This is a genomic window from Candidatus Avelusimicrobium luingense (assembly GCF_902757105.1).
Lineage (GTDB): Bacteria > Elusimicrobiota > Elusimicrobia > Elusimicrobiales > Elusimicrobiaceae > Avelusimicrobium > Avelusimicrobium luingense.
Window position 1 is genome coordinate 15342 of record NZ_CACVTK010000002.1, and the last position, 22100, is coordinate 37441.

Genomic DNA, 22100 nt, shown 5'->3' on the forward strand with positions numbered 1-22100 from the left:
CCGCACCTACGTAAAATTTGCTAGCATAAAAAAATGAAAAAGTATTTTATCCTATTAGCCTCTTTAGCCGTATTTACAGCGGCCGCACCTTATAAACCCGTTACGGTGCGCCAAAATGCCCAATATTTATCAACGGAAATCCCCACCGTAGCCGATACTTGCCCGGGGAATGATATTTTTACTCCTTTTACCTGCACCAAACAACAAGCCCCCGGCTATTCGTGTTTTGATATTGTGCAACTTCAAGGGGATCCCATTGATAAAGAACGCTACACTTTATTAGACCAAACCATTACCACCGAGCCGGTTTCGGCGGAACCGCTTTGTCCGATGTCGGATTTAACGTGTGATAATTTTTTAGTTGCCTTAAAATATAATTTAGATTTTTCATGGTTTATTGCCAATTTTCCATCTTCTTCGTTTCCCGAGTGCGGTAAAACTTACTCCTGCACGCGTATTGCCTGTTTTATAGCCCAACCGTCCACTTCGCCGGACAACCCTGTCTCTAAAAAACTCTCTTGCGTGTTCAAAAAGAACCAAACGTTTTTTGTCGGGGCGGAAGTAACCTGTCAAGACAAACATCAACAAGCCGCCAAATAGGCGCCTTTCTAAATTGATATAATACCTATATGGTGTGGATTCATCTAAAGACGCTGTTTTCATTTCATTTTTACCACCGGCTTATTTTGACTACGCGGTGGCAAGTAGTAGGTTTTGTGGTCTATTTGTGGCTGTTATCCGTACTTGTATTTTATGGATTTGCCAATGGCCTTGTAAAAAAGAATCTATCTGCTTTTTTGAAGAATTTTCCGGAAGTAACTTTTGAAAAAGGAGTATTAACCGCACCGAAAAACACCGTTTTTGTTCCGTTGCCGGGGAGCGATTTCAAAATTGCTTTTGATGCAACGCGCCAAACGCCCCCCAGCAGCGAGGAATTGATACGAGAAAATATATTGGCACTGGTGTCATCAAACACCGTATATATGCCCGGTTCCGGCCACGCGCAACAACGGACACTCCCCCCTACATTGACAGTCACAACCACGCAAGAATTTTTAAACACGCACACTGATTTTTTGGTGGCCAGCCTTACGGCTACCATCTTAATGGCGGCTTGTTTTTTAATTCCGTTTGTTATGCTGTTTGATTTTTTTCTCGCGCTATCTGTTATTACGTTTTTCTCTCTTTGGACGCGCCGTCTTTTACCGCGGCATATTACCTTGCGTTGGGCAGTATTTTTACAAGGGCCGCTGGCCATATTATGGTACGCACGGTTGTGGTATGATATTCCGCTTTTTATGTGGGCACAAGTATTTTTATGTATTATTTATGTTCAGCAGATTTTTAATCTTATCCCGGAGAATAACAAATGCGCATAAAACTGATTCGTTCCTTTAGTGCGGCCCACCGTTTACCGAATTATCAAGGCCCTTGTCACGATTTACACGGTCATACATGGAAAGCCGTTTTTGTATTGGAAGGGCCTGTAAAAGAAGACGGCATGGTGTGCGATTTTAAGGTCGTTAAAAAACTACTGGACGGCTTTTTGCCCGACCACCAATTTCTAAACGATATCGTGCCGAACCCGACGGCTGAAAATTTAGCGCAATTTTTATTTGACACAATCAGCGCGGAACTTAAGAAACAAAATTTAACCTTAAAAACCGTTGAAATCTGGGAGAGCGACAATGCCGCAGCCATCGTGGAAGGTTAACGAAATTTTTTATTCTATCCAAGGTGAAGGCCGCCATAGCGGTATGCCGGCGGTATTTTTGCGTTTGGCGGGGTGCAGTATGGGGTGCGCATGGTGCGATACCAAGTATGCTTTTTCCGCCGGGCAAGAAATGAACAATTTACAAGTGCTCGTAGAATTAGCGAAATTCCCGTGTAAGACGGTGATAATTACCGGCGGGGAACCGGCCGAGCAAGATTTACCCGCGTTAATTGCATTATTAAAATCGGCGGGGCATATAGTACATATTGAAACAAACGGCGCGCACGATTGTGATATCAGCCGCGCCGATTTTGTATGCGTTTCGCCCAAAAAATACGTCAGCGAAAACATGCTTAAAAAAGCCGATGTAATCAAACTCGTCGTTAATGAACAAACCGACTTAGAAGATTTGCAAAAATACTATAATTACGAAAACGAAAAAACAACCGTTTATTTACAACCCGAAAGCAATAAAGAGGAGAACATCAATCTATGCGTAAAACTGGTAAAAGAACATCCGTCCGCTCGACTAAGCGTGCAACTGCACAAACTTATCCACATAAAGTAAGCGAAGAAAAAATGTTGCAAAATTTACGTGAAATGCTCGCCTATATCGGCGATGATCCCGCACGGGAAGGATTGCAAGAAACCCCCAAACGCATTGTAAAAAGTTGGAAAAAATTATTCGGCGGCTACCAACAAAAACCGCAAGATGTGTTAAAAACCTTCGTGGAAGGCTCTTGCGAAGAAATGGTGGTACTCAAAGATATTGAGTTTTACTCCACGTGCGAACACCACTTACAACCCTTCTTCGGAACAATCAGCATTGGGTATTTGCCCAACGGACGCGTACTCGGGATTTCCAAATTAGCCCGGTTGGTGGAAGTGTTTGCACGGCGGCTGCAAATTCAGGAAAAACTCGTTGCACAAATTGCCGATAGTTTAATGGAAACTTTACACCCGCACGGCGTAATGGTCGTATGCAAAGCCAAGCACATGTGTATCAGTTCGCGCGGCATTGAAAAGCACAACGCTGTTATGGTAACGAGTGCGATTCGCGGAGCATTTAACAAATTAGAAGTACGCAGTGAGTTTTTAGAAATGATTAAATAGGAGTTGCGCATGAAAAAAACGCTATTGGCCCTATTTCTTGGTTTAGTATGCGGCAGCGCGTTCGCGCAAACTTTTACCGCGGATACTTCTTTGGTTTTTAGTCCTACTCAAAAACAAAAAGAAAATTTTTATACCAAACTGCCGCCCCCCGTATTAGCCGTTTATCAAAAAGACGGGAAAACACTTGTGTTGTTAGCCGCCTCTCACGGGCCAAAGTCTATCCCGGCCGTACAATATGCGTTTGATATGTATTACCCGCAAATAGCATTGATTGAACGGGAACCGGGCCAACCGTTAGGTAATTGTTCGATGATGGAAGACGGTTATACAGCCGCTTTGAGTGCCCAGCATCATATTCCGCTTGTACGTAACGATGCCGATTTGGAACATCAATGGAAACATGTGCAGCAACAGGGGTTTTCATACGAAGATTTCCAAATGCTTTGGATACTTCGCAGTGCTTATGCGCTGGCTACCCAAGAAGGGAAATCAACCAATGCTGCCCAAGAAATCAAAGATTACAAACGCACGATTCATAATCCTGCATGGGGCGAATTATTTACCGAAGAGCGCTTACTTGCCTATTTTCAACAACATTATAATAAGGACTTTAACACTACCGATTTTGTGCAGTTGTACCAAGATTTAATGAACCGATTTCCCCAAAAATGGGTCAAGCAAACACCTTTCTACCAAATCCATGCACAAGACCGTGTATATCGTAGTGTGTTTATGTTGGAAAACATAGCCGCCGCACTTAACGAGTATCAAGTGGTATTTAGCGAAATGGGCGCCGGACATTTTATAGAAATTTCCAAAGCCCTTAAAAAAATGTTAGGGAAACCGCACTATATTACAGCAGACCACATTCCCCCGCAAACCTTGTGGGAAGAGTGCAATTTAGAGGGCTTGCAAGAAAAAACACTCATACAATAATATGCCGCAAATCTGGGGAATTATTAACGCTACGCCGGACTCATTTTACGACGGAAATCCGCAAAACACGCCGGATACGCTAATCACGCGCGCGCAAGCGTTTGTGCAAGCGGGCGCAGATGCGTTAGATATCGGCGGAGAGTCCACCCGCCCCAATGCCACCCCCATTAACGAACAGGAAGAACTTGCCCGCGTGATACCTTTATTAAACGCGTTGCGCGCGCACTATAAAGGACTTCCGCTTTCATTAGATACGCGCCACGAATCTGTGGCCGCAAAAGGGCTTGCAAACGGTGCTACCATTATCAACGATGTCAGCGGCAACCCGACAAGCGAATTATTTTCACTTGTAAAAAAGTACGACGCGCAACTTGTTTTAATGCACACGCGCGGCACGCCGCAAACCATGCAAACGCAAACCGATTATAAAGATTTGCTCGGCGAAGTAAAAGATTTTTTAGCCGAAAAAATTTCGCAGGCACAGGCGGCCGGGTTGGTTAAAGAACAACTGATTATTGATGTAGGTTTTGGCTTTGCCAAAACACGCGCACAAAATTATGACTTGCTAAAACACTTAAAATTTTTTAAGAATTTAGGAGTACGGTTGTTAGTGGCGCTTTCGCGTAAAAGTTTTTTAAGCCAACCGGAAGACTCACCACAAGACCGCTTGCCGCAAACACTCGCGGCGCATTTTATTGCGCTGGAGCAAGGGGCAGATATATTACGCGTGCATGATGTTAAAGAAACACGTCAACTGATTACGTTTTATAACGAATGGGAGAACATAAAATGAAAAAAGTTCACTTAACCCAATGCGGCAACTTTACCGCACGCCATAGCCACGATGGCATTTTAAATGAGCCATCGCACGCACATCAATTTTCATATCAAGTTACATTTTACGGACCGCTTAATGATGAAGGGTTCTTGATTGATTTTCGTGAAGTGCAACAATTTTTACAAACGCATATCAACGATTACTTAAACCACGCCGATTTGAATGCACTTTTTCCTTATCCGACGACGGAACACCTGGCCATTTGGATCTTTGATGCGGTGCATGCCAAATTTCCGCAACTGGTCCGTGTGCGCGTAGCCGAAGCCCCCGATCGTTGGGTAGACTATGAAGAAAATTCATTTCAAAACAATGACGAGCCCACGTTGGCCCCGTATGAACCGATACCCACTATTGATTTAGCCTTGCCCACGCCGGAAGACACCGTAGAACCCACGCAAGTGCTTATCGGTATAGGCAGCAATATTGCTCCTGCTAAAGAGCATGTGGATCAAGCCATTGCCGCGCTGTCGCAAGTAGGGGAAGTGAAACAAATATCCCCTTATATTGTTTCCGAGCCGGAAGGATTTGCCGACCAACCGGACTTCATCAATGCGGTTGTCTTGCTGGAAACTACCTTTGCTCCGTTGGCCTTACTAAAAAAATTAAAAGCGTTAGAAACGCAACTCGGGCGCACCAAAACATTTCCTAACGGGCCGCGTGTCATTGATTTAGACATCTTATTATATGGGGACAAAGTACTCTTTGAAGATGATGATGAATTTCCGCTTTTTATTCCGCATCCGCGTTTAGCCGAACGGGAATTTGTATTAAAACCGCTTTCTTATATAGTGCCGGAATGGGAGCATCCGCAACTAAAAAAACCCATTTATCGTCTATATCGCGAACTTATGAAAAAAAAGGGTACACCAACTTGCAAGATATTGTAGAATATAAAAGTCAAGCCGTATATTTTATACAAGGAGAAATCAATGAAGAAAGTATTGACTATTTTGGCAGTCGCCTTGTTTTTAGGAGCCTGCCACTGCACGAAGTGCACCACCACGCCGTATCGCTCTAACACCTGCAATACGGTTGCTTGCCAAAAGCACCACCATCCGAAAGGATGCCATTGCAAAAAATGCAAACAAGAAGGTTGCTTTAAACCGGTAGCCAAACCGGCCCCGGCCCCGAAACCGGCCCCTGCTCCGAAACCGGTAGCCAAAGTAGCCGATGATGCCGCGTTAGCCGAAGTCGCTCACGTAGCCAAAAAAGCCGATAACAGCGCTGTATTATCTTTCAAAGAACCGATTAACTTCGGCCACAACAGCGATGTTATTCAAGATGATTCTCTCAGTCAAATCCGCAAAACCGCTAACGTACTCAAAAAATATCCGAATGCTCATGTACGTGTAGCAGGTCACTCCGATTCTCTCGGTGATCCGGATTACAACGTTGACTTGTCTCAACGCCGCGCCAAAGCCGTTGCCGACGAACTCATCAACAACGGTGTTGCTGCGGAAAATGTATCTTTCATCGGATACGGTGCTGCTCGCCCGGTTGCCACGAACAAAACGAAAGCCGGTCGTGCTCAAAACCGCCGCGTAGAATTGGAAGTAACGAACAAATAAGTGAGTTACTGACAATCTGTTTTAAAGAGTCCCCCAAACGGGGGGCTCTTTTTTGCTTATAAGCGGCGGTTTCAAAATTTCCCGTAGGGAAGTTTTGTTAAACAACAAACTAGAATTGGAAGTAACGAACAAATAAGTGAGTTACTGACAATCTGTTTTAAAGAGTCCCCTATGGGGGCTCTTTTTTGCTTATAAGTGGCGGTTTCAAAATTTCCCGTAGGGAAGTTTTGTTAAACAACAAACTAGAATTGGAAGTAACGAACAAATAAGCGAGTTACTGACAATTTGTTTTGAAGAGTCCCCCAAAAAACGGGGGCTCTTTTTTTGTCACAAAAATGAAACAAAAAAATTCTATCCATAACCCACAGAAAAAAGTACAATATAGATACCTTATTTTAAAAAGGAGATTACTGAACACATGAAAAAACTAGTTCTGTTTGTTGCGGCAGTTTCTATGCTCGCCGCTTGTACTACCCCCGGTAAACGTACCGCTTGGGGTGCCGCCGGTGGTGCCGCGGTAGGCGCCGTAGCCGGAGCCGTCATCTCGCACAACACGGGTGGCAAAAGTGAAACGGGTGCCATTATCGGTGCTCTTTCCGGTGCTGCCGCCGGTGGTTTGCTTGGCAACTACTACGATAAACAAGCCAAAGAACTCGCCGCTATCGCCGATGTGGTTAAAGGCCCCAACGGAATTCAAGTTTATTTGAAAAACGATATTTTGTTCTCTACCGGAAGTTCGGAACTTTCTGCAGATTCTTTGCAAACGCTTTCCGATTTAAACCGCGTACTTAAAAAATATCCGAAAAACCGCATCGTGGTACAAGGTTACACCGATTCCACCGGTGGTGATGCTATCAACCAAAAATTGTCCACCGCCCGTGCTAAAGCCGTATATGATTACTTGCTCGGCAGCGGTTTGAAAACGTTGAGCATTAAATACGTCGGTTTTGGTGCTTCCAACCCGGTAGCGTCTAACGATACCGCCGAAGGCCGCGCCGCTAACCGCCGCGTAGTCTTGGCCATTACCGCCAACGAAAAAGACTTACAATAGTTTTTAATAAAACTATTTTGCCGGAGTGTTAGAAAACACTCCGGCTTTTTTATTTTCCGACGGCAGATAACCCTAAAAAAAGAGTGGAAAAACATCGTTCAATTTGGTATGTTATATATATGGAAAATACGCGGCTAAAAGCATTACTCAAACTCCTTTCTAACGAAACAGACGCCCACAGCCGACTGGTTCGTAAAGAAATCGCCGACGCGTTAGAACAAGATCCCGTCGGAGTAAAGACCGCTTTGGCTGAAGAATTTTCCACGGATGCCCCCTTGCATGTTGTTCATGCGTTAGAAGAAATTTACTGGGATGAACTCGCCCGCTCACTGGCGTGTTTTTCAGCCAAAATCAATCCCGATTTAGAAGAAGGTTTGAAATTATTATCCCAATTTACCGAGCCCGGCTCATCCAACGAACACATTTCTCAATCTATTGACGGTGTAGCCCGCGCCTTGCGACCAGCCTTATTAAACGCTACCGGATATACGGAAATTGCACTTATTTTAGGGCACTACTTTTTTGACACACTTGGTTTCAAACCATTGCCTACTTTACTGAATGTAAAAGATATTTCGTTTGCACGTTTTTTACGTACACGCAGAGGTTCCGGTTTGTGTGCGGCCTGTTTATATTCCGTCGTAGGGGCCCGCTACGGATTAGATATTAGTATCGTTGATTTAGCCGGCCGCGTTTTGGTACATTTGCAAGATTTTCAGCAAGATCAATCCTTTTTTATTGACCCGCTAGACAACGGGAAACTGCTTACGCAAGAAGATTGCCGTTCTTATTTAGAATCGCGCCAACTGGCTTGGAATGATGAATTTACAGTGCCGCTTTCGTCCCGTCAAATCGTGCGGCGGTTTATTGCCAATATGATTTTCGTACTTAACAAAGTACACGATACTAGACGGCTTACTTACTTGCGCAATTATTTAGAAATTATTAAGAATTAAAAATATCCCGCCGAAAAGCGGGATATTTTTTTCTTGACGCAACATTTCTTATTTTTGTTCTGCCAAATATTTCTCTAAAATTTCCGCTGCGCATTTTACTTTATCCGCACACGTACGATGTTGGTAATACGCGTCCGTACGTTTTTCGGGCGTGGGGACAGACGGTCCGGCGGGCAACCCTAACAGTTCGCGACAGATAATTGAACCGTTTTCTTCTTTGAATTGCAAGCACACCTCTTGCACACGTTTATAAAATTGTGCTTTAGCGAGTTGATCGGTCGGATCTTTAGGAGCATACTTTACGGATAGTGCCATACACATTCCGCTGACAGCCCCGCAGACTTCGCGTTGCCGTCCAAGTCCGCCACCGAAACAGGCTGAAAGGGACAGAGCCGTTTTTTGGTCTATCCCAAGTTCGTCCGCAAACGCACAAAATACGGCTTGTGCGCAGTTGTAACCGTCTAAAAATAGTTGTTTGGCTTGTTCTGCTTTAGTCATATAGGTATGATAGCATAAATTAATCAACAGCACCGTTTCTCTTTATTGACGCCATAATCCAAAAAACCTCTTTCAAACTTTTTCCTCGTTTTCTATAATATAGGTAAATACTCGGCGCAGGCCAAATTTATACAGGGGGAAATTATGGATATCACCACCTTAAACAAACAAGTACAACAAGAAAGTTTATTTCTGCAAGATCTTAAACACGAAGTCGGCAAGGTTATCGTCGGACAAGAAGACCTGGTGGAAAAAATGCTCGTGGCCCTACTGGCAGACGGACACATTTTAATTGAAGGTGTCCCCGGGTTAGCCAAAACGCTCGCCGTAAAAACATTATCGCAAGCCATTCATGCCCAATTCCAACGCATCCAATTTACCCCTGATTTGCTGCCCGCCGATATTACGGGAACGCTGATTTTTAACCCCAAAGACGGGCTCTTCTACCCTAAACGCGGACCGGTATTTTCTAACTTTGTTCTCGCCGACGAAATTAACCGCTCTCCTGCTAAAGTGCAAAGTGCTTTGTTAGAAGCCATGCAAGAGCGCCAAGTAACCATCGGCGAAAAAACTTACCCACTCCCCAAACCGTTTATGGTGCTGGCTACCCAAAACCCGGTAGAGCAAGAAGGGACGTATCCGCTTCCGGAAGCGCAAGTGGATCGCTTTATGCTTAAAGTCGTAATTTCCTATCCGACTAAAGAAGAAGAAAAGATGATTTTAGAGCGCATGGCCAGTCACCAACCCATCGCGCTTAACACGCAAGTTACGCCGGAAATGATTATAAAGGCACGCAGCGTGGTAGATACTATTTATGTTGATGAAAAAATCAAAAATTATATCGTAGATCTCGTGTTCGCCACGCGCGACCCGAAAGCCGCTGGACTTGAAAAATTAAAATCGTTTATTGCCTACGGGGCCAGCCCGCGTGCCACCATTTTCTTAACACAAGCCGCCAAAGCCTATGCGTTCTTGAACGGACGCGGCTATGTAACGCCGGAAGATATCAAGGCTATCGGAGTGGATGTTTTGCGCCACCGCGTGTTGTTGTCGTACGAAGCCGAGGCCGAAAACGTATCATCCGAACAAATCGTCAAACATATTTTTGATGCGGTAGATGTACCGTAGTAACTCGCCGGGGGTAACAGCGTGGACAACGCGGAAATTCTAAAAAAAGTCCGTCAAATAGAAATCAAAACGGGCAAATTAGTATCCGAAACGTTCGCCGGAGAATATTTAAGCACGTTCAAAGGGCAAGGTATTGAATTTGCCGAAGTGCGCGAATATATCCCGGGCGACGATGTACGCGCTATTGATTGGAACGTAACCGCCCGCGCCGGAACTCCCTTCGTTAAAAAATATAATGAAGAACGCGAATTAACCTTAATTATCGCGTGTGATGTTTCCGGCTCACAACATTTCGGTTCGTCAGACAAACTCAAACAGGAAGCCGCCGCCGAACTTACCGCTCTATTTGCATTAAGTGCTTTACAAAACAACGATAAAGTCGGGCTATTGTTATTTTCCGACCAAGTGGAACTGTATGTTCCCCCCCGCAAAGGGAAAAAACACATTTTGCGCTTAATTCGCGAAGTGGTAGCGTTTGAGCCTAAACACACCGGTACCGATATCGGTATGAGTTTGGAAACGCTTAATAAAGTTATCAAACGTCAGGGAATTTTAATTTTAATTTCCGATTTTATCGCGCCGCTAGCGTCGTTTGCTAAACCGTTTCGGCTGGCCGCGAAAAAATTTGATTTAATTCCGGTAATTTTACAGGATAAATTAGAACGGCATTTGCCGTCGTTAGGGGTTTGTATAGATGTAACCGACCCCGAAACCGGCGAAAGCGATTTTTTAAGTTTATCTTCCGGCGACTTAAACGCCGCTTTGGATAATTACCACCAAGAACACGACAATCAATTGCGACACCTGTTCAACCCGTACAAAATTGAACCTATCGTCGTAGATACAGCACAGGACACCGCGGATCCGGTGATTGCATTCTTCAAGCAGCGGGCCAAAAAATTGCGGAGATAATAATGAAAAAAATAGGGGCATTACTCATTTTTATTACAACGTTTACGTTAGGCAACGCACAGGAAATTGCGGTACAGCAAGTACAAGCCCCCGCCCAAATTCCGTTTGCCCAACCGTTTGATTTGTCTTATCGGCTGTCTTATACTCCTGATTATGAAATTTCGCTGGATAAAGATACACTCCCCGAAGATTTTGAAATTACCCAATCTGCCTTTACTCCTAACGGTTCAGGCAGCGGTGTCTATACGATATCGGCTATTCCGTTTGCACTTAATCAATCTACGTTTACAGTCACTTTTTTACTTACCAAAAACGGCAAAACCGCAGCAAAAACCACTCACGATCAACCCATTACCGTTACGCCCGTTAAAATTTTTAACGATAAAAAATTACGCGAAATCCGCGCTGCTTATATCCCAATCGGGTGGTTAGCGTGGCTGATTGCTTTTCTGGTTACGGTAGCCATTATATACGCGTTGTATTGCTGGGCCAACAGCCGCAAACAAAACAGGCTAAAAGTGGCCGCGCAAGAAGACACGCGCCCTTGCGATGAAATTGCACTTTCTAAAATTGACGCGTTGTTAAACAGCGGACTATGGGAACGCAAAGCCTACAAATTATTCTACATTTCGCTAAGTGATATTTTACGCGAGTATTTATGGCGGCAATTACATATAGACACGTCGGCCGACACCTCCGCCGAATTGCTTTTGCGCGCTAAAAAATCCCCGGCCTTGCAGCCGTTACTCCCCCCTTTAAAAGATTTTTTGGCGTCCGGTGATTTAGTCAAATTTGCCAAAGCCGAACCGGAAGAAACTACCCGTAATAAAGACGTACAGATTTTACGGGAAATTATACAGCAAACTACTCCCAAACCCGAAGAAATATCCATTAAGGAGACATCCAAATGACCGCTTTATTTTTACTATCCTTCTGTTTATTTCTTGTTTCTCTTGCTTGTCTGCGCTTACTACCCAAGCAAGCCCGGTGGGCATGGGGCGGAATTTTGCTCGGCGTGACCGGCATGCTGGTAGGAATTTGCGGTATATTGCTTCTCCGTTTTGGAAACGGACAAGTAGAATTTTTACATCCCTGGGCCTTTATTCTTCTGGTATTTCCGGTGGCCGTTTTTTGGGCTTATAGTGCCGGAAGAAATCTGTTTGCCCGTACGGTTAATTATCCGCTAACCCATTTACAAGTAGCGCAAAATTCCTTGCGCGTATTGTTAACGCGTTGGCTACCGGCTACACTCTATACGCTGGCGTTACTGTTTATGACGGCTGCTTTGGCACACCCGGTACGCGTGGATCGCACCGTTCTTCCCCCGACTGAAGGGATTGATATTATGCTACTGATGGACGTATCGGCCTCTATGCAAAAGCAAGATTTTTATCCCAATCGTTTTACAGCCGCCCAAAACACAGCATTGCGGTTTATTTCCAAGCGGTTAAATGACCGTATCGGCATTGTGGCCTTTGCTAAAGTAGCCATGTTGCAAGCCCCGCTTACCTTAGATCACGAAGCCTTAAATGAATATGTATCTTCTTTGTATTTAGGAATTGTAGATCCGAATTATACGGCTATTGGGGACGGCCTTGCCGTGGCGGCCAATCACTTAAAAGACAGTAAAGCCAAAAGTAAAATCATTATCTTACTGACAGACGGAGATTCCAACGCCGGCACCATTGAGCCCGTCATGGCGGCTAAAGCGGCTAAAACATACGGCATCCGCGTCTATACCATTGGAACAGCCGCCACCCCGAAAGAAGATGCCTATTCCAGTGCAGAAGACGAAATCAATGAACCGTTACTAATGGAAATTGCCACGTTAACCGGTGGGAAATTCTACCGTGCGAAAAACGAAAAAGAACTCGTCCAAATTTACGATACAATTAATGAATTAGAAAAAACGGCATTTGCCGCCACCACCGATATTCACCGTACAGACGAATACCAACCGCTATTGTGGTTAGCCTTATGTTTCTTATCGGTGGGGTTAATCCTAGAAAAATTATTCTTAATTAAGGTGCCTTAATATGGAATTATTCGCACGTCCGTTATTTTTACTTTATGCCTTACCGGCGATTGCCGGAGCATTGGTATTGTTTTGGTTGGGTGGGAAACTTAAACGTAGAGCCGAGCGCATTTTATTTAGTTCACAAGCCTATGCAAAGTTGACTGCCGATTTACGCCCGCAAACCAAGTGGCGAACCGCGCTGATGGTGTTGGCGGTATTTTTCTTATTTGTCGCTTTAGCCGGGCCCCAATGGGGAACGGAAATCATTGAAGTACAAGGATCATTTGCGCAAACGGTTATTGCGGTGGATGTGTCGGCTTCGATGCGCGCGCAAGACGTTAAACCGGACCGCTTAGATAGTGCCAAAACAATGCTCCGGATGCTTATTAGCAACTTAAAAGACGAACGTATCGGGTTAATTGCATTTACCTCAAAAGCATTCATTCAATGTCCTATTACCACTGACGAAGATGCCTTACGCTATTTTATTACTTCGTTGCACCCGAACATGTTGCCGGTACCGGGAACCTCGCTAGCCGAACCGGTTAAACTGGCCGCCCATATGTTGGCCAAGTATCCCGGACAAAAAGCCTTAATTTTATTAACCGACGGAGAAGACCATTCCCCCGAAGAAATCGCCGCGGCTAAAGAAGCCGCCCAAAAAAGCGGAATCCGGATTATTGCTATCGGTATCGGCACAAAAGAGGGCACACTCATTCCCGATAAAATGGATGCTGCCGGGAATGTTTTAGAATATAAAAAAGACAAACAAGGCAACACCGTCGTTTCTAAATTAGATGAAGATGCCTTGCTGGCTTTAGCCCAAGCCACCGGCGGTGCGTATATTCCCTACACCTCGCCGGCCCAAGTATCGGCCAAAGTAGAAGATTCTTTACGAGATTTAGATAAAACCCATTCAGCCTTATCTAAACATGCCGCCTATAAAACCCGTTACCAATGGCCTTTGGTAATAGCGTTATTATGTTTGAGCGGCTATTTATTATGGCCGCGCGGTAAACGGACACGCAAAGAACAAAAAAGGTAAAATAAAAATATGCGCAAATGTATGATTTTCTGCTTATTACTCACCACGTTGCCGATTCAAGCAGCAACCCGTTCCGATTTGCGTACGGGCGGCAAGTTATATAAGCAAGAAAAATACGGACAAGCGCAAGCGGTTTACAATGCTATCTTGCAAGCAGATCCCCATAACCAAGAAGCCGCTATCGGAGCAGGGGCATCTGCTTATTACTTAAAAGACTATGCCGCTGCCGAATCGGCCTTCAAACAAGCCGCCGAACCGGATTCCCTGCGAACAAACGACGCCTTGTTTAATTTAGGAAATGCTTATTATCGCGACAAAAAAATGACCGAAGCCAAACAGGCCTATCGTCAAGTAATTTTGAAAAACCCGAAAGATAAAGAAGCGTTACATAACCTACAATTGATTTTGGAACAGGAACAATCGCCCCAAAACAACAAAGATAAACCGAAAGACCAACAACAAAATCAAGGAAACGGACAGGGGCAAAACCAACAAAATGACAATAATTCCCAAGGTGGGGCAGATAACGATAAGCAACAAACGTCGCAAGATCAAAAAGATGCGGCCGCCAGCGTTATGCAAATGGCAAAAGACCAAGAGCATAAATCATACAATCGGCAACCAGGCAATATGGCCGACGATTTTATAGAAAAAGATTGGTAATATGTATCAAAAATTACGTTTATTTTTCATCTTGCTGTTAGTAACGTGCAGCGTTCACGCACAAGTGAATTTATCGGCACATGTAGATAAAAACGCGCTGGCGTTAGATGATGAACTTACTTTTACAGTTAAAGTAACCGGCGTATCCGGCAACGTGGTTATGCCCCGCTTGCCCAGTTTGCCGGCCTTTAATGTTTATTCCCGCGAAGTGGAACAAAATACCATTAACGGGGAAACCTCGTTGTTATTTCGTTATATAATGTTGCCGCGTTTTGTAGGAAATGCAACCATCGGCCCGGTCACTTTTACATACAAAGGCGAAACCTACCAAACCGAACCCGTAACCGTACGAATCTATCGCAATTCCACCAATCAGGCAACAACCTCTGCGGGAAATATTCAAACGAATATACAAATTGATCCGAATTTACCCCCCTTGCAAGCCGAGTTAACCAAACAGGCCTATGCCCATTCAGGGGAGCCGTTTTTCCTAATTTCAGCAGTAAGCGATAAAACCCCATATGTCAATGAACCTATTTCGTTAGGAGTTCGTTTTTATTATTCCCGCGCATTTCACGATGCTCCTTATCAAAAGCCGAATGTATCTAATTTGTTTATGGAAGATGAAGGATCCAGCGAAGGCTCTCAGGCTATCAACGGTACCACGTACCGCTATAATGAACAACGTTATCAAGTGACGGCCGCTTCCCCGGGAGAGGCTACCATTGGACCGGCAGGAGTACGATATCATATAGGTAATTCAGCCTTGTCTGCTTTTGACCGAATTTTCGGCGGTTCTACTGCCGGACCGGAAAAAACGGCCCTTTCTTCTCCTATTACGTTGCGCGTTCGCCCCTTGCCCGCCGAAGGAAGACCCAACTCCTTTTACGGAGCCGTAGGGAATAATTTTATGATACATGCCAAAGCCGAGCCTACCCATGTCCGGGCCGGAGAAGCCATTAACGTTTCCGTCATGGTCAAAGGGCCGGGAAACTTAAAAGCCACCCAAAATTTGGAATTTCCGGCTTTAGACGGATTCAAAATTTATCCCGCTGCCGCCACATCCGGAACGGCTAACGGATCCGATGGTCAAATACAAGGTTACAAGATATTTAAGGCTGTTTTTGTACCGGTTACGTCCGGTATTTACACATTACCGCGATTCAAATGGTCTTATTTTGATCCTACTGCCAAAGCGTACCGCACGTTGCAAACTTCGCCCATTCAAATTACGGTGGATCCTGCCGCCAAAACCGATGGCGGGTTCAATTTTGCATCCGCCAATCCTTTAGGCAATGGGGTACAAACGTTAACCCAAGATATTGCTTACTTAAAAACCGCTAAAGCCCCGCAAGACAATGCATTGGCTAAATTAAGTCGGGTACCCATCATCAACTGGATTTGTTTAATTATCATGGCGTTAACGGCTCTGTTTGTAGCACTTGGCCGGGCTCCGTTAGCCAAAAAGAAAGCCTTTCTTACAGCCAAGGCCCAACTTAAAAAAGCCACTTCTTGCCAAGCGGTGGCAGATATTATCAGCGAATATTTACAACGTAAACTTCGCCGTCCTACGGGGAGTTTATCCTTAAAAGAACTAAATATCCTCTTGCGAAAGAGTGGAGTGACTCCCGCTACCGTAGAATCGTTCGCTCTCTTGTGGCAACAATTAGAAGCAGAGCGGTTTGCTCCGGTAACGGACGGCACCGCCAGCGCGGTAGATTTACCGTCGCAAGCGTTAGATATTTTAAAACTAATTGAGGAAGAAATGAAATGAAACGTCTTATCTTAACCATTTGTATCTGTTTCATGGTCTGTTTGGCTCATGGGCAAAATACGTTTCAATCTGCCGAAGAATTATACCGGCAAGGTAAGTTCTCTGCCGCCTTGCAAGAATATGAAACAGCCCTAAAAGACTACCCAAACGACCCTTTTCTTTACTACAATATAGGGAACTGCTATTTTAAGATGGGTAGCCGGGGGTTGGCTGTTGCCAATTATTACCGGGCTTTTCGATTGGCCCCGCGGGATAAAGACATCCGCCACAATTTAGCCTTAACGTTAGAAGCAAGTGGCGAGAAATTAGTTCCCGCCGGAGTACCGGTCATTTTACATAAGGCTTTCTTTTCGTTATCAAGTGCAGAATTGAAAGGCTTAGTATATGTATTGTTTTGGGCAGTTTGTATTTGTGTAATTATTTGTTTATTGCGACGTAAATGGTCTGTGGCATTCACCGTTGTATGTGTGATTTGGTTGATGAGCGCCGGATGGTTGTATTTTCGCCTGCAACAGGATAATGAAAACCGCGCCGTAATTGCCGTACCGGTAGCCGAAATCCGTAGCGGCCCGGGAACAAATTTTCCGGCCAGTGCCAATATCGGGCAAGGCCATTTAGTTACTATTTTAGATGATAAAGATTCTTGGTATGAAGTAGTTGTATCTTCCCAAGGGTTAAAAGGGTGGATAGACAAAAACGCTCTGGAAAAAATTTAACAAGGAGTAACCATGTTTGTACAAACACAAGCCGATGAACTGATTAGCGCATTAACCTATGTCAAAGAGAATTTAGCCGGCAAAGTAGAAACGTTAGCCGCTGAAATTGTCAAAGCATTTCAAAACGGTCATAAAGTAATTTTGATGGGGAACGGCGGCAGTGCTTCCGATGCCCAACATTTAGCCGCTGAATTTGTAGGCCGTTTCAAAAAAGAACGTCCGTCTTTACCTGCGCTAGCGCTGAACACCAATTCATCCACACTTACGGCTATCGGCAATGATTATTCCTATGATGTCGTTTTCTCCCGTCAAATTGACGGATTTGCCCAAAAAGGGGATGTCGTCATCGGCATTTCCACTTCCGGCAACAGCAAAAATGTATATTTAGCGTTGGCGTTGGCCAAACAAAAAGGTTGTTTTACCGCGGCCTTTTTGGGTAAAGACGGCGGCACTATTAAAACCATTTGTGATTTACCGTTAATTGTCCCCGTAAATAACACGCCCCATGTGCAAGCGTGTCATATTTTTATGGGACATTGTATGTGTGAACTTGTAGATGAGGCTTATTAATGAAAGTAGCATTAGGTTGTGACCACGCCGGATTTGCCTTAAAAGACACCGTAGCCGAACAAATAAAACGTTTAGGCCACGAAGTATTAGATTGCGGCACTTTTTCTGCCCAAAGCACCGATTATCCGGACTATGCCGAAAAAGTCGCCAAGGCCATTGCCAACAAACAAGCCCAACGGGGTATTTTGATTTGCGGCAGCGGGGTAGGTGTTTGTATTGCCGCCAATAAAGTTAAAGGCGTTCGGGCCAGTATTTGCCACGATGCTTATTCTGCCCAGCAAGCGGTAGAACACGATGGCTTAAATGTACTGTGTTTAGGAGCCCGCATTATCGGGCCGGCCACCGCTGAAGAATTGGTGACGCGGTTTTTAAGTGCTACATTTTCTAATGGAGAACGTCATTTACGCCGCTTAAATAAAGTATTGACGTTAGAAAAAAACAATTTTAAATAAGACCGGTTTTGGTCTTTATAAAGAGGATGGAAAAAGTTATGAATACACATGAAAACCCCTTGGCTCAAGGTATTGTACGCGAAGGACTAATCAGACTTGAAAATTTGTCGTTCAATACAAAGTTCTGGGCCAAAGACGCTTCTTTGTGGAAGCAAGATAAACCAAGTCAAGATTTCATTGTCCAATTTTTAGGTTGGCAAAAAGTCTATGAATTTACCTTGGAACATTTAGAAGAAATTACTACTTTTGCCCAAGACGTCAAAGAACATTTTAAATATTGTATTGTGATGGGAATGGGGGGTTCTTCGCTCGCGCCGGAAGTTTTCCGCACGGTATTTGGCAAACAAAATAACTGGCCCGAACTTATCGTGTTAGACACAACTAACCCCGATTGGATAGACGCCGTACGTGCCCGCATTAACCCGGCAGAAACGCTTTTCATTTTTGCCAGCAAATCGGGCGGAACGGTGGAACCGTCTTCTCAATTTGCTTACTTTTTTGACGAAGTTAAAAAAGCCGGTATTGAACAACCGGGCGAAAATTTTGCCGCTATTACAGACCATGGTACCGGGTTGGAAAAATTGGCCAAGAGACATCATTTCCGCCACATCTTTTTGAACCCTGCCGATATCGGCGGCCGTTTCTCCGCTTTATCTTTCTTTGGGATTGTTCCGGCGGCATTGATGGGAGTGGATGTAAACAAATTACTTTTGCTGGCTCAAGAAGAAGCCAAATCGTTTGGCCCGCAAACTCCGGTCAAAGAGAATGCGGCGCTTAAATTAGGGGCTTTTATGGGGGCGTGCAACGTCAACCACAGCCGCGACAAATTAACCTTGCTTACGCCCAAAGATTTGGCCACTTTTGGCTTGTGGGTGGAACAATTAGTCGCCGAATCTACCGGCAAAGAAGGAAAAGGGATTGTGCCGGTTGCCGGCGAACATATCCGCACTAATTTTGACTATCGCGAAGACCGTTTCTTTGTTCATTTATCCACCGGCAGCGAAGACGATAAACACCTCCGCTCTTTTGCGGCCAAATTAGATGAACATGAAACCCCGCTTATGACGATTGACGTACCTACTCCGTATCATTTAGGTGCATTATTCTTATTGTGGGAAATTGCCACAGCGGCGGCGGGAGCGATTTTAGCCATCAATCCTTTTGACCAACCCAATGTGCAAGAATCTAAAACCATGACCAAAGACGTGCTTGCCAAACTGGCCGACGGAGATATCCCGGCGGAGATTCAGGCTCCGATTTTGGTTTCCGAAGATATTGCGGACGAAGTCAAATTAGAGACGCTCGCGCAAGACGTATATTCTATTTTGGAAAGCAACGATTATGTAGCGTTACTACCGTATGTATATCCGTCTGCCGATGTGGCGCAAGCATTAGACGAATTACGCGATAAAATTCGCCAACGCACCAAACGCGCCGTTTTGTTTGGGTACGGGCCGCGCTATTTGCACTCTACCGGGCAGTTGTATAAAGGGGATGGCAATAACGGAGTATTCATTATTTTCTCCGCCGATGCCGAACATGACATTCAAATCCCCGGGCAAAAGTACACGTTCGGGCAACTGTGCAATGCCCAAGCGCTGGGAGACTTCCAAGCGTTAGAGTCTAAAGGACGCCGCGTCATTAAAGTTCATTTGGCTCAACCGCTTGTTGAAAGCATCCGCAAAATCAGCAGTTTATTCTAATCTAACAAGAAGGCGGGCTAAAAACCGCCTTCTTTTTTCTGATAAAAACGTATGAAAAAAGTGTTTATTCAAACGTACGGTTGCCAAATGAACATTGCCGATTCCGAAGAAATGTTCGCTCATTTATCGGCACGCGGATATTTACGTACCGATAATTTGGAAGAGGCCGATGCCGTTTTGATTAACACCTGTACCGTACGTGACCATGCCGAACATAAAGCCGTATCTTTTTTGGGCCGTCTTAATTCATGGAAAAAAGAACGTGCCGGCCGGCGTATTATTTTTGCCGGATGCGCCGCACAACGGTTAGGGAAAACCCTACAAAAAAAATATCCGTTTTTAGATATTTTATCCGGAGCCAAAGGCATTGAACATTTTTCGGATATGTTAGATGAAAGCGGACTTTTCGGCCCGCAAACCTCGCAAGGCGAAACGTTACCGCCCGGTTTAACAGGATATGTTACCATTATGCGCGGGTGCAATTTCGCCTGTACTTACTGCATTGTGCCCAGCGTACGCGGCCCGATTAAATGTTTACCGCATGAAGAAATTTTACAAAACGTCCGTAACAAAGTGGCCGCCGGCGCCAAAGAAATTATGCTCCTTGGTCAGACGGTCAATGCCTATCAAGACGGGGCTGTTTCCTTTGCCGATTTGCTCAACAAAACAAGTGAAATCCCCGGGGTGGTGCGCGTAGGTTTTACCAGTCCGCATCCTATTTATTTTACGCCGCAATTTTTAGCCGCCGTGAAGGATAACCCCAAAATCGCGCGCCATTTACACTTGCCCGCCCAAAGCGGTTCTACCAAAGTATTACAAGAAATGAAACGCGGTTACACGCGCGAAATTTTACTGGAAAAAATTAAAGCACTGCAAGCAGCGGGATTTGTAATTTCTACCGATTTAATTGTCGGATTTCCGACGGAAACGGAAGAAGATTTCAAACAAACGCTTTCACTCGTAGACGAAGCGGGATTTATTACGGCTTATTGCTATAAATACTCCCCCCGCCAAGGCACCGTAGCCGCACAAATGAAATTACTTTCGCAAGAAATACTGGAACAACGGCTTGAAAATTTGTTAAATAAAGTAAGAGATTTGGCCCAGAACGCTTACCGGGCACAAGTAGGCACAACGCAAGAAGTGCTTTTTGAAACACCGGACAAGGGCCGCTCGTCGGGTAGTTTTTGGGTAAAAGCCGAAGGTGGCAAGTATCCCATAGGAAGTGTAGCCAAACTGACGGTGGAAAAAGCCGTCGGAACATTACTGATTGCGAGGTAAAAACTATGACTAAAAAAAATGTAGGATCCGAAAGACGCCGTCACCCGCGTATGCCGGTGATTAGCAATTTAATTGAACCCGTCAATTTACACTATAAAACCCCGGACGGAAAAGAAGTGTCGCTCGTGGCCATTTTAGCCGACTTGTCCGCCTCCGGCATGCGTATGATTAGTTTTTTAGGCGCGCCGCTGGCCGATCATTTCTCTATCAGTTTACAACTGCCCGGCACCGAAAAAATGGAAGTGGAAGCACGACTTGCGTGGGTAAAAGAACGCGAAAACGTCTATACCATTGGTATTGAATTTTTGAAACTTGCCGCCAAACACGCTAAAGTCATCAGCGAAATGGCCGACGATTTTAACGATTGCGATACACGCATCTTGTTAAAACTGCCCGAACCGTGCGTTAAGACGTGCAAGTGCAACAAAATCTGCAACAAAATTCAAAAAGACGAAAGTTTATTTGAATAGTTGTACTTGATTTACCTTCGCAAAAAAAGCCCCCGGTATTAAAACCGGGGGTTAGTTGTTAAAACGGAATGGTAAACATCGGGGAATTAGCGGCAATTTGTGTTCCGTGCAAAATCTTTTGGCAGTAATCGCCTCTGCTTTTTGTAAATACGACACCACTATCAAAGCGCTCATAACATACAATTTGCTCCAACGGATAAATTCCGTGAGCATTATCCCCCAGAAAAAACCACATGAACGAGGCACCTTTATAGGGTCCTGTCAGGCGCGTTACATAAATAGCGTGTTGGACAGGCAGATTATACAATTGTACAGACCAATCATTATTAGATACCACATCCGTCCCGGCAGCATCGGTCATTCCTTTGGTTGTTCCTGTCCAGGGGATTTCCACATCCAATTCATCAAATTTAGTAGCATACGTCCCATTTGCCATATAATAAGTTTCCGCAGATTGCGCGATTGCTTTCAGTAACGTTAACGCTTGTGTAGCCCGTGATTTTTCCACCGCTTTTTGATATTGCGGCAACGCCACACTTGCTAAAATACCGATAATCAAAACAACCACTAATAATTCTATGAGCGTAAAACCGCCCAGTCTGTTTAGTTTTGTATTTTGCATAAAATTTCCTTTTTTACAGTACATTTCTTTAATAAAATATAGCAAAAAAATGATATCAAGTAAAATTTGCACG

26 protein-coding genes are annotated in these 22100 nt (G+C 44.6%); 24 read left to right on the plus strand and 2 right to left on the minus strand.

Annotation, left to right across the window (positions count from 1 at the left end):
- Positions 1-33: 33 nt before the first annotated feature.
- The 11 genes from ACQY3H_RS01480 to ACQY3H_RS01530 all read left to right on the plus strand — a co-directional run bounded on the left by ACQY3H_RS01480 (position 34) and on the right by ACQY3H_RS01530 (position 8176).
- Positions 34-600, plus strand: a complete 567-nt coding sequence (locus ACQY3H_RS01480; RefSeq protein WP_428074132.1) for a hypothetical protein — start codon at positions 34-36, stop codon at positions 598-600.
- A gap of 29 nt (positions 601-629) precedes the next feature.
- Positions 630-1379, plus strand: coding sequence for a DUF1189 family protein (locus ACQY3H_RS01485; protein ID WP_428074133.1), 750 nt, complete (start codon positions 630-632; stop codon positions 1377-1379).
- Complete coding sequence (locus ACQY3H_RS01490; protein WP_428074135.1) at positions 1370-1714, plus strand: 6-pyruvoyl trahydropterin synthase family protein; 345 nt, start codon at positions 1370-1372, stop codon at positions 1712-1714. Before ACQY3H_RS01485 ends, ACQY3H_RS01490 begins: the two co-directional genes overlap by 10 nt.
- Positions 1689-2282, plus strand: a complete 594-nt coding sequence (locus ACQY3H_RS01495; RefSeq protein ID WP_428074137.1) for a 7-carboxy-7-deazaguanine synthase QueE — start codon at positions 1689-1691, stop codon at positions 2280-2282. Before ACQY3H_RS01490 ends, ACQY3H_RS01495 begins: the two co-directional genes overlap by 26 nt.
- An 11-nt stretch (positions 2283-2293) precedes the next feature.
- Positions 2294-2827, plus strand: a complete 534-nt coding sequence (folE, locus tag ACQY3H_RS01500; protein ID WP_428074811.1) for a GTP cyclohydrolase I FolE — start codon at positions 2294-2296, stop codon at positions 2825-2827.
- Between the two features lie 9 nt (positions 2828-2836).
- Positions 2837-3763, plus strand: coding sequence for a hypothetical protein (locus tag ACQY3H_RS01505; RefSeq protein WP_428074139.1), 927 nt, complete (start codon positions 2837-2839; stop codon positions 3761-3763).
- A 1-nt stretch (position 3764) separates the two neighbouring features.
- Positions 3765-4556: a dihydropteroate synthase gene (gene folP / locus ACQY3H_RS01510; protein ID WP_428074141.1), complete on the plus strand. Its 792-nt coding sequence runs from the start codon at positions 3765-3767 to the stop codon at positions 4554-4556.
- Entirely contained in the window at positions 4553-5488 is a 936-nt protein-coding gene (folK, locus tag ACQY3H_RS01515) for a 2-amino-4-hydroxy-6-hydroxymethyldihydropteridine diphosphokinase (RefSeq protein WP_428074143.1), read from the plus strand. Before folP ends, folK begins: the two co-directional genes overlap by 4 nt.
- A gap of 42 nt (positions 5489-5530) precedes the next feature.
- On the plus strand, positions 5531-6169 hold the full coding sequence (locus ACQY3H_RS01520; protein ID WP_428074145.1) for an OmpA family protein: 639 nt from the start codon (positions 5531-5533) through the stop codon (positions 6167-6169).
- Between the two features lie 418 nt (positions 6170-6587).
- Positions 6588-7220: an OmpA family protein gene (locus tag ACQY3H_RS01525; RefSeq protein WP_428074147.1), complete on the plus strand. Its 633-nt coding sequence runs from the start codon at positions 6588-6590 to the stop codon at positions 7218-7220.
- 119 nt (positions 7221-7339) lie between these two features.
- Positions 7340-8176 carry a transglutaminase family protein gene (locus ACQY3H_RS01530; RefSeq protein WP_428074149.1) on the plus strand — a complete coding sequence of 279 codons (837 nt, stop codon included), beginning with the start codon at positions 7340-7342 and terminating at the stop codon, positions 8174-8176.
- A gap of 48 nt (positions 8177-8224) precedes the next feature.
- Here the strand turns inward: ACQY3H_RS01530 and ACQY3H_RS01535 are convergent, their stop codons facing one another.
- Positions 8225-8674, minus strand: coding sequence for a C-GCAxxG-C-C family protein (locus tag ACQY3H_RS01535; protein WP_428074151.1), 450 nt, complete (start codon positions 8672-8674; stop codon positions 8225-8227).
- 144 nt (positions 8675-8818) lie between these two features.
- Here ACQY3H_RS01535 and ACQY3H_RS01540 point away from each other — a divergent pair, with 144 nt between their 5' ends.
- From ACQY3H_RS01540 to ACQY3H_RS01600, 13 genes are read left to right on the plus strand one after another with little or no spacing between them, the layout of a single operon-like run.
- Complete coding sequence (locus ACQY3H_RS01540; protein WP_428074153.1) at positions 8819-9802, plus strand: AAA family ATPase; 984 nt, start codon at positions 8819-8821, stop codon at positions 9800-9802.
- A 21-nt stretch (positions 9803-9823) separates the two neighbouring features.
- Positions 9824-10714, plus strand: coding sequence for a DUF58 domain-containing protein (locus ACQY3H_RS01545; RefSeq protein WP_428074155.1), 891 nt, complete (start codon positions 9824-9826; stop codon positions 10712-10714).
- A 2-nt stretch (positions 10715-10716) separates the two neighbouring features.
- Entirely contained in the window at positions 10717-11625 is a 909-nt protein-coding gene (locus ACQY3H_RS01550; protein WP_428074157.1) for a hypothetical protein, read from the plus strand.
- Complete coding sequence (locus ACQY3H_RS01555) at positions 11622-12749, plus strand: VWA domain-containing protein (RefSeq protein WP_428074159.1); 1128 nt, start codon at positions 11622-11624, stop codon at positions 12747-12749. The genes ACQY3H_RS01550 and ACQY3H_RS01555 overlap by 4 nt, the downstream gene beginning before the upstream one ends.
- A gap of 1 nt (position 12750) precedes the next feature.
- Positions 12751-13776 (plus strand): vWA domain-containing protein, encoded by a 1026-nt coding sequence (locus ACQY3H_RS01560; RefSeq protein ID WP_428074161.1) that lies wholly within the window; start codon positions 12751-12753, stop codon positions 13774-13776.
- A gap of 9 nt (positions 13777-13785) precedes the next feature.
- Positions 13786-14439 carry a tetratricopeptide repeat protein gene (locus ACQY3H_RS01565; RefSeq protein WP_428074163.1) on the plus strand — a complete coding sequence of 218 codons (654 nt, stop codon included), beginning with the start codon at positions 13786-13788 and terminating at the stop codon, positions 14437-14439.
- Between the two features lies 1 nt (position 14440).
- Entirely contained in the window at positions 14441-16213 is a 1773-nt protein-coding gene (locus tag ACQY3H_RS01570) for a BatD family protein (protein WP_428074165.1), read from the plus strand.
- Positions 16210-16929 carry a tetratricopeptide repeat protein gene (locus tag ACQY3H_RS01575; RefSeq protein WP_428074167.1) on the plus strand — a complete coding sequence of 240 codons (720 nt, stop codon included), beginning with the start codon at positions 16210-16212 and terminating at the stop codon, positions 16927-16929. Before ACQY3H_RS01570 ends, ACQY3H_RS01575 begins: the two co-directional genes overlap by 4 nt.
- Positions 16930-16941: 12 nt before the next feature.
- Positions 16942-17499, plus strand: coding sequence for a D-sedoheptulose 7-phosphate isomerase (locus ACQY3H_RS01580; protein ID WP_428074169.1), 558 nt, complete (start codon positions 16942-16944; stop codon positions 17497-17499).
- Complete coding sequence (gene rpiB / locus ACQY3H_RS01585) at positions 17499-17951, plus strand: ribose 5-phosphate isomerase B (RefSeq protein WP_428074171.1); 453 nt, start codon at positions 17499-17501, stop codon at positions 17949-17951. Before ACQY3H_RS01580 ends, rpiB begins: the two co-directional genes overlap by 1 nt.
- A gap of 38 nt (positions 17952-17989) precedes the next feature.
- The gene (locus ACQY3H_RS01590) at positions 17990-19654 is read left to right on the plus strand and encodes a glucose-6-phosphate isomerase (RefSeq protein ID WP_428074173.1); all 1665 of its coding nucleotides are present in this window, start codon (positions 17990-17992) and stop codon (positions 19652-19654) included.
- Between the two features lie 51 nt (positions 19655-19705).
- The gene (gene miaB / locus ACQY3H_RS01595) at positions 19706-20935 is read left to right on the plus strand and encodes a tRNA (N6-isopentenyl adenosine(37)-C2)-methylthiotransferase MiaB (RefSeq protein ID WP_428074175.1); all 1230 of its coding nucleotides are present in this window, start codon (positions 19706-19708) and stop codon (positions 20933-20935) included.
- Between the two features lie 5 nt (positions 20936-20940).
- A complete protein-coding gene (locus tag ACQY3H_RS01600) occupies positions 20941-21405 on the plus strand; it encodes a PilZ domain-containing protein (protein ID WP_428074177.1) in 465 nt (154 codons plus the stop codon).
- Between the two features lie 58 nt (positions 21406-21463).
- On the opposite strand, the gene ACQY3H_RS01605 is transcribed toward ACQY3H_RS01600, so the two are convergent.
- Complete coding sequence (locus ACQY3H_RS01605) at positions 21464-22027, minus strand: type IV pilin protein (protein WP_428074179.1); 564 nt, start codon at positions 22025-22027, stop codon at positions 21464-21466.
- Positions 22028-22100: the final 73 nt, after the last annotated feature.

Excerpts from the sequence above, each read along its gene's own strand:
- ACQY3H_RS01480 (WP_428074132.1), top strand. The coding sequence starts at position 34 with ATGAAAAAGTATTTTATCCTATTAGCCTCTTTAGCCGTATTTACAGCG.
- ACQY3H_RS01485 (WP_428074133.1), top strand. The coding sequence starts at position 630 with ATGGTGTGGATTCATCTAAAGACGCTGTTTTCATTTCATTTTTACCAC.
- ACQY3H_RS01490 (WP_428074135.1), top strand. The coding sequence starts at position 1,370 with ATGCGCATAAAACTGATTCGTTCCTTTAGTGCGGCCCACCGTTTACCG.
- ACQY3H_RS01495 (WP_428074137.1), top strand. The coding sequence starts at position 1,689 with ATGCCGCAGCCATCGTGGAAGGTTAACGAAATTTTTTATTCTATCCAA.
- folE (WP_428074811.1), top strand. The coding sequence starts at position 2,294 with ATGTTGCAAAATTTACGTGAAATGCTCGCCTATATCGGCGATGATCCC.
- ACQY3H_RS01505 (WP_428074139.1), top strand. The coding sequence starts at position 2,837 with ATGAAAAAAACGCTATTGGCCCTATTTCTTGGTTTAGTATGCGGCAGC.
- folP (WP_428074141.1), top strand. The coding sequence starts at position 3,765 with ATGCCGCAAATCTGGGGAATTATTAACGCTACGCCGGACTCATTTTAC.
- folK (WP_428074143.1), top strand. The coding sequence starts at position 4,553 with ATGAAAAAAGTTCACTTAACCCAATGCGGCAACTTTACCGCACGCCAT.
- ACQY3H_RS01520 (WP_428074145.1), top strand. The coding sequence starts at position 5,531 with ATGAAGAAAGTATTGACTATTTTGGCAGTCGCCTTGTTTTTAGGAGCC.
- ACQY3H_RS01525 (WP_428074147.1), top strand. The coding sequence starts at position 6,588 with ATGAAAAAACTAGTTCTGTTTGTTGCGGCAGTTTCTATGCTCGCCGCT.
- ACQY3H_RS01530 (WP_428074149.1), top strand. The coding sequence starts at position 7,340 with ATGGAAAATACGCGGCTAAAAGCATTACTCAAACTCCTTTCTAACGAA.
- ACQY3H_RS01535 (WP_428074151.1), bottom strand. The coding sequence starts at position 8,674 with ATGACTAAAGCAGAACAAGCCAAACAACTATTTTTAGACGGTTACAAC.
- ACQY3H_RS01540 (WP_428074153.1), top strand. The coding sequence starts at position 8,819 with ATGGATATCACCACCTTAAACAAACAAGTACAACAAGAAAGTTTATTT.
- ACQY3H_RS01550 (WP_428074157.1), top strand. The coding sequence starts at position 10,717 with ATGAAAAAAATAGGGGCATTACTCATTTTTATTACAACGTTTACGTTA.
- ACQY3H_RS01555 (WP_428074159.1), top strand. The coding sequence starts at position 11,622 with ATGACCGCTTTATTTTTACTATCCTTCTGTTTATTTCTTGTTTCTCTT.
- ACQY3H_RS01560 (WP_428074161.1), top strand. The coding sequence starts at position 12,751 with ATGGAATTATTCGCACGTCCGTTATTTTTACTTTATGCCTTACCGGCG.
- ACQY3H_RS01565 (WP_428074163.1), top strand. The coding sequence starts at position 13,786 with ATGCGCAAATGTATGATTTTCTGCTTATTACTCACCACGTTGCCGATT.
- ACQY3H_RS01570 (WP_428074165.1), top strand. The coding sequence starts at position 14,441 with ATGTATCAAAAATTACGTTTATTTTTCATCTTGCTGTTAGTAACGTGC.
- ACQY3H_RS01575 (WP_428074167.1), top strand. The coding sequence starts at position 16,210 with ATGAAACGTCTTATCTTAACCATTTGTATCTGTTTCATGGTCTGTTTG.
- ACQY3H_RS01580 (WP_428074169.1), top strand. The coding sequence starts at position 16,942 with ATGTTTGTACAAACACAAGCCGATGAACTGATTAGCGCATTAACCTAT.
- rpiB (WP_428074171.1), top strand. The coding sequence starts at position 17,499 with ATGAAAGTAGCATTAGGTTGTGACCACGCCGGATTTGCCTTAAAAGAC.
- ACQY3H_RS01590 (WP_428074173.1), top strand. The coding sequence starts at position 17,990 with ATGAATACACATGAAAACCCCTTGGCTCAAGGTATTGTACGCGAAGGA.
- miaB (WP_428074175.1), top strand. The coding sequence starts at position 19,706 with ATGAAAAAAGTGTTTATTCAAACGTACGGTTGCCAAATGAACATTGCC.
- ACQY3H_RS01600 (WP_428074177.1), top strand. The coding sequence starts at position 20,941 with ATGACTAAAAAAAATGTAGGATCCGAAAGACGCCGTCACCCGCGTATG.
- ACQY3H_RS01605 (WP_428074179.1), bottom strand. The coding sequence starts at position 22,027 with ATGCAAAATACAAAACTAAACAGACTGGGCGGTTTTACGCTCATAGAA.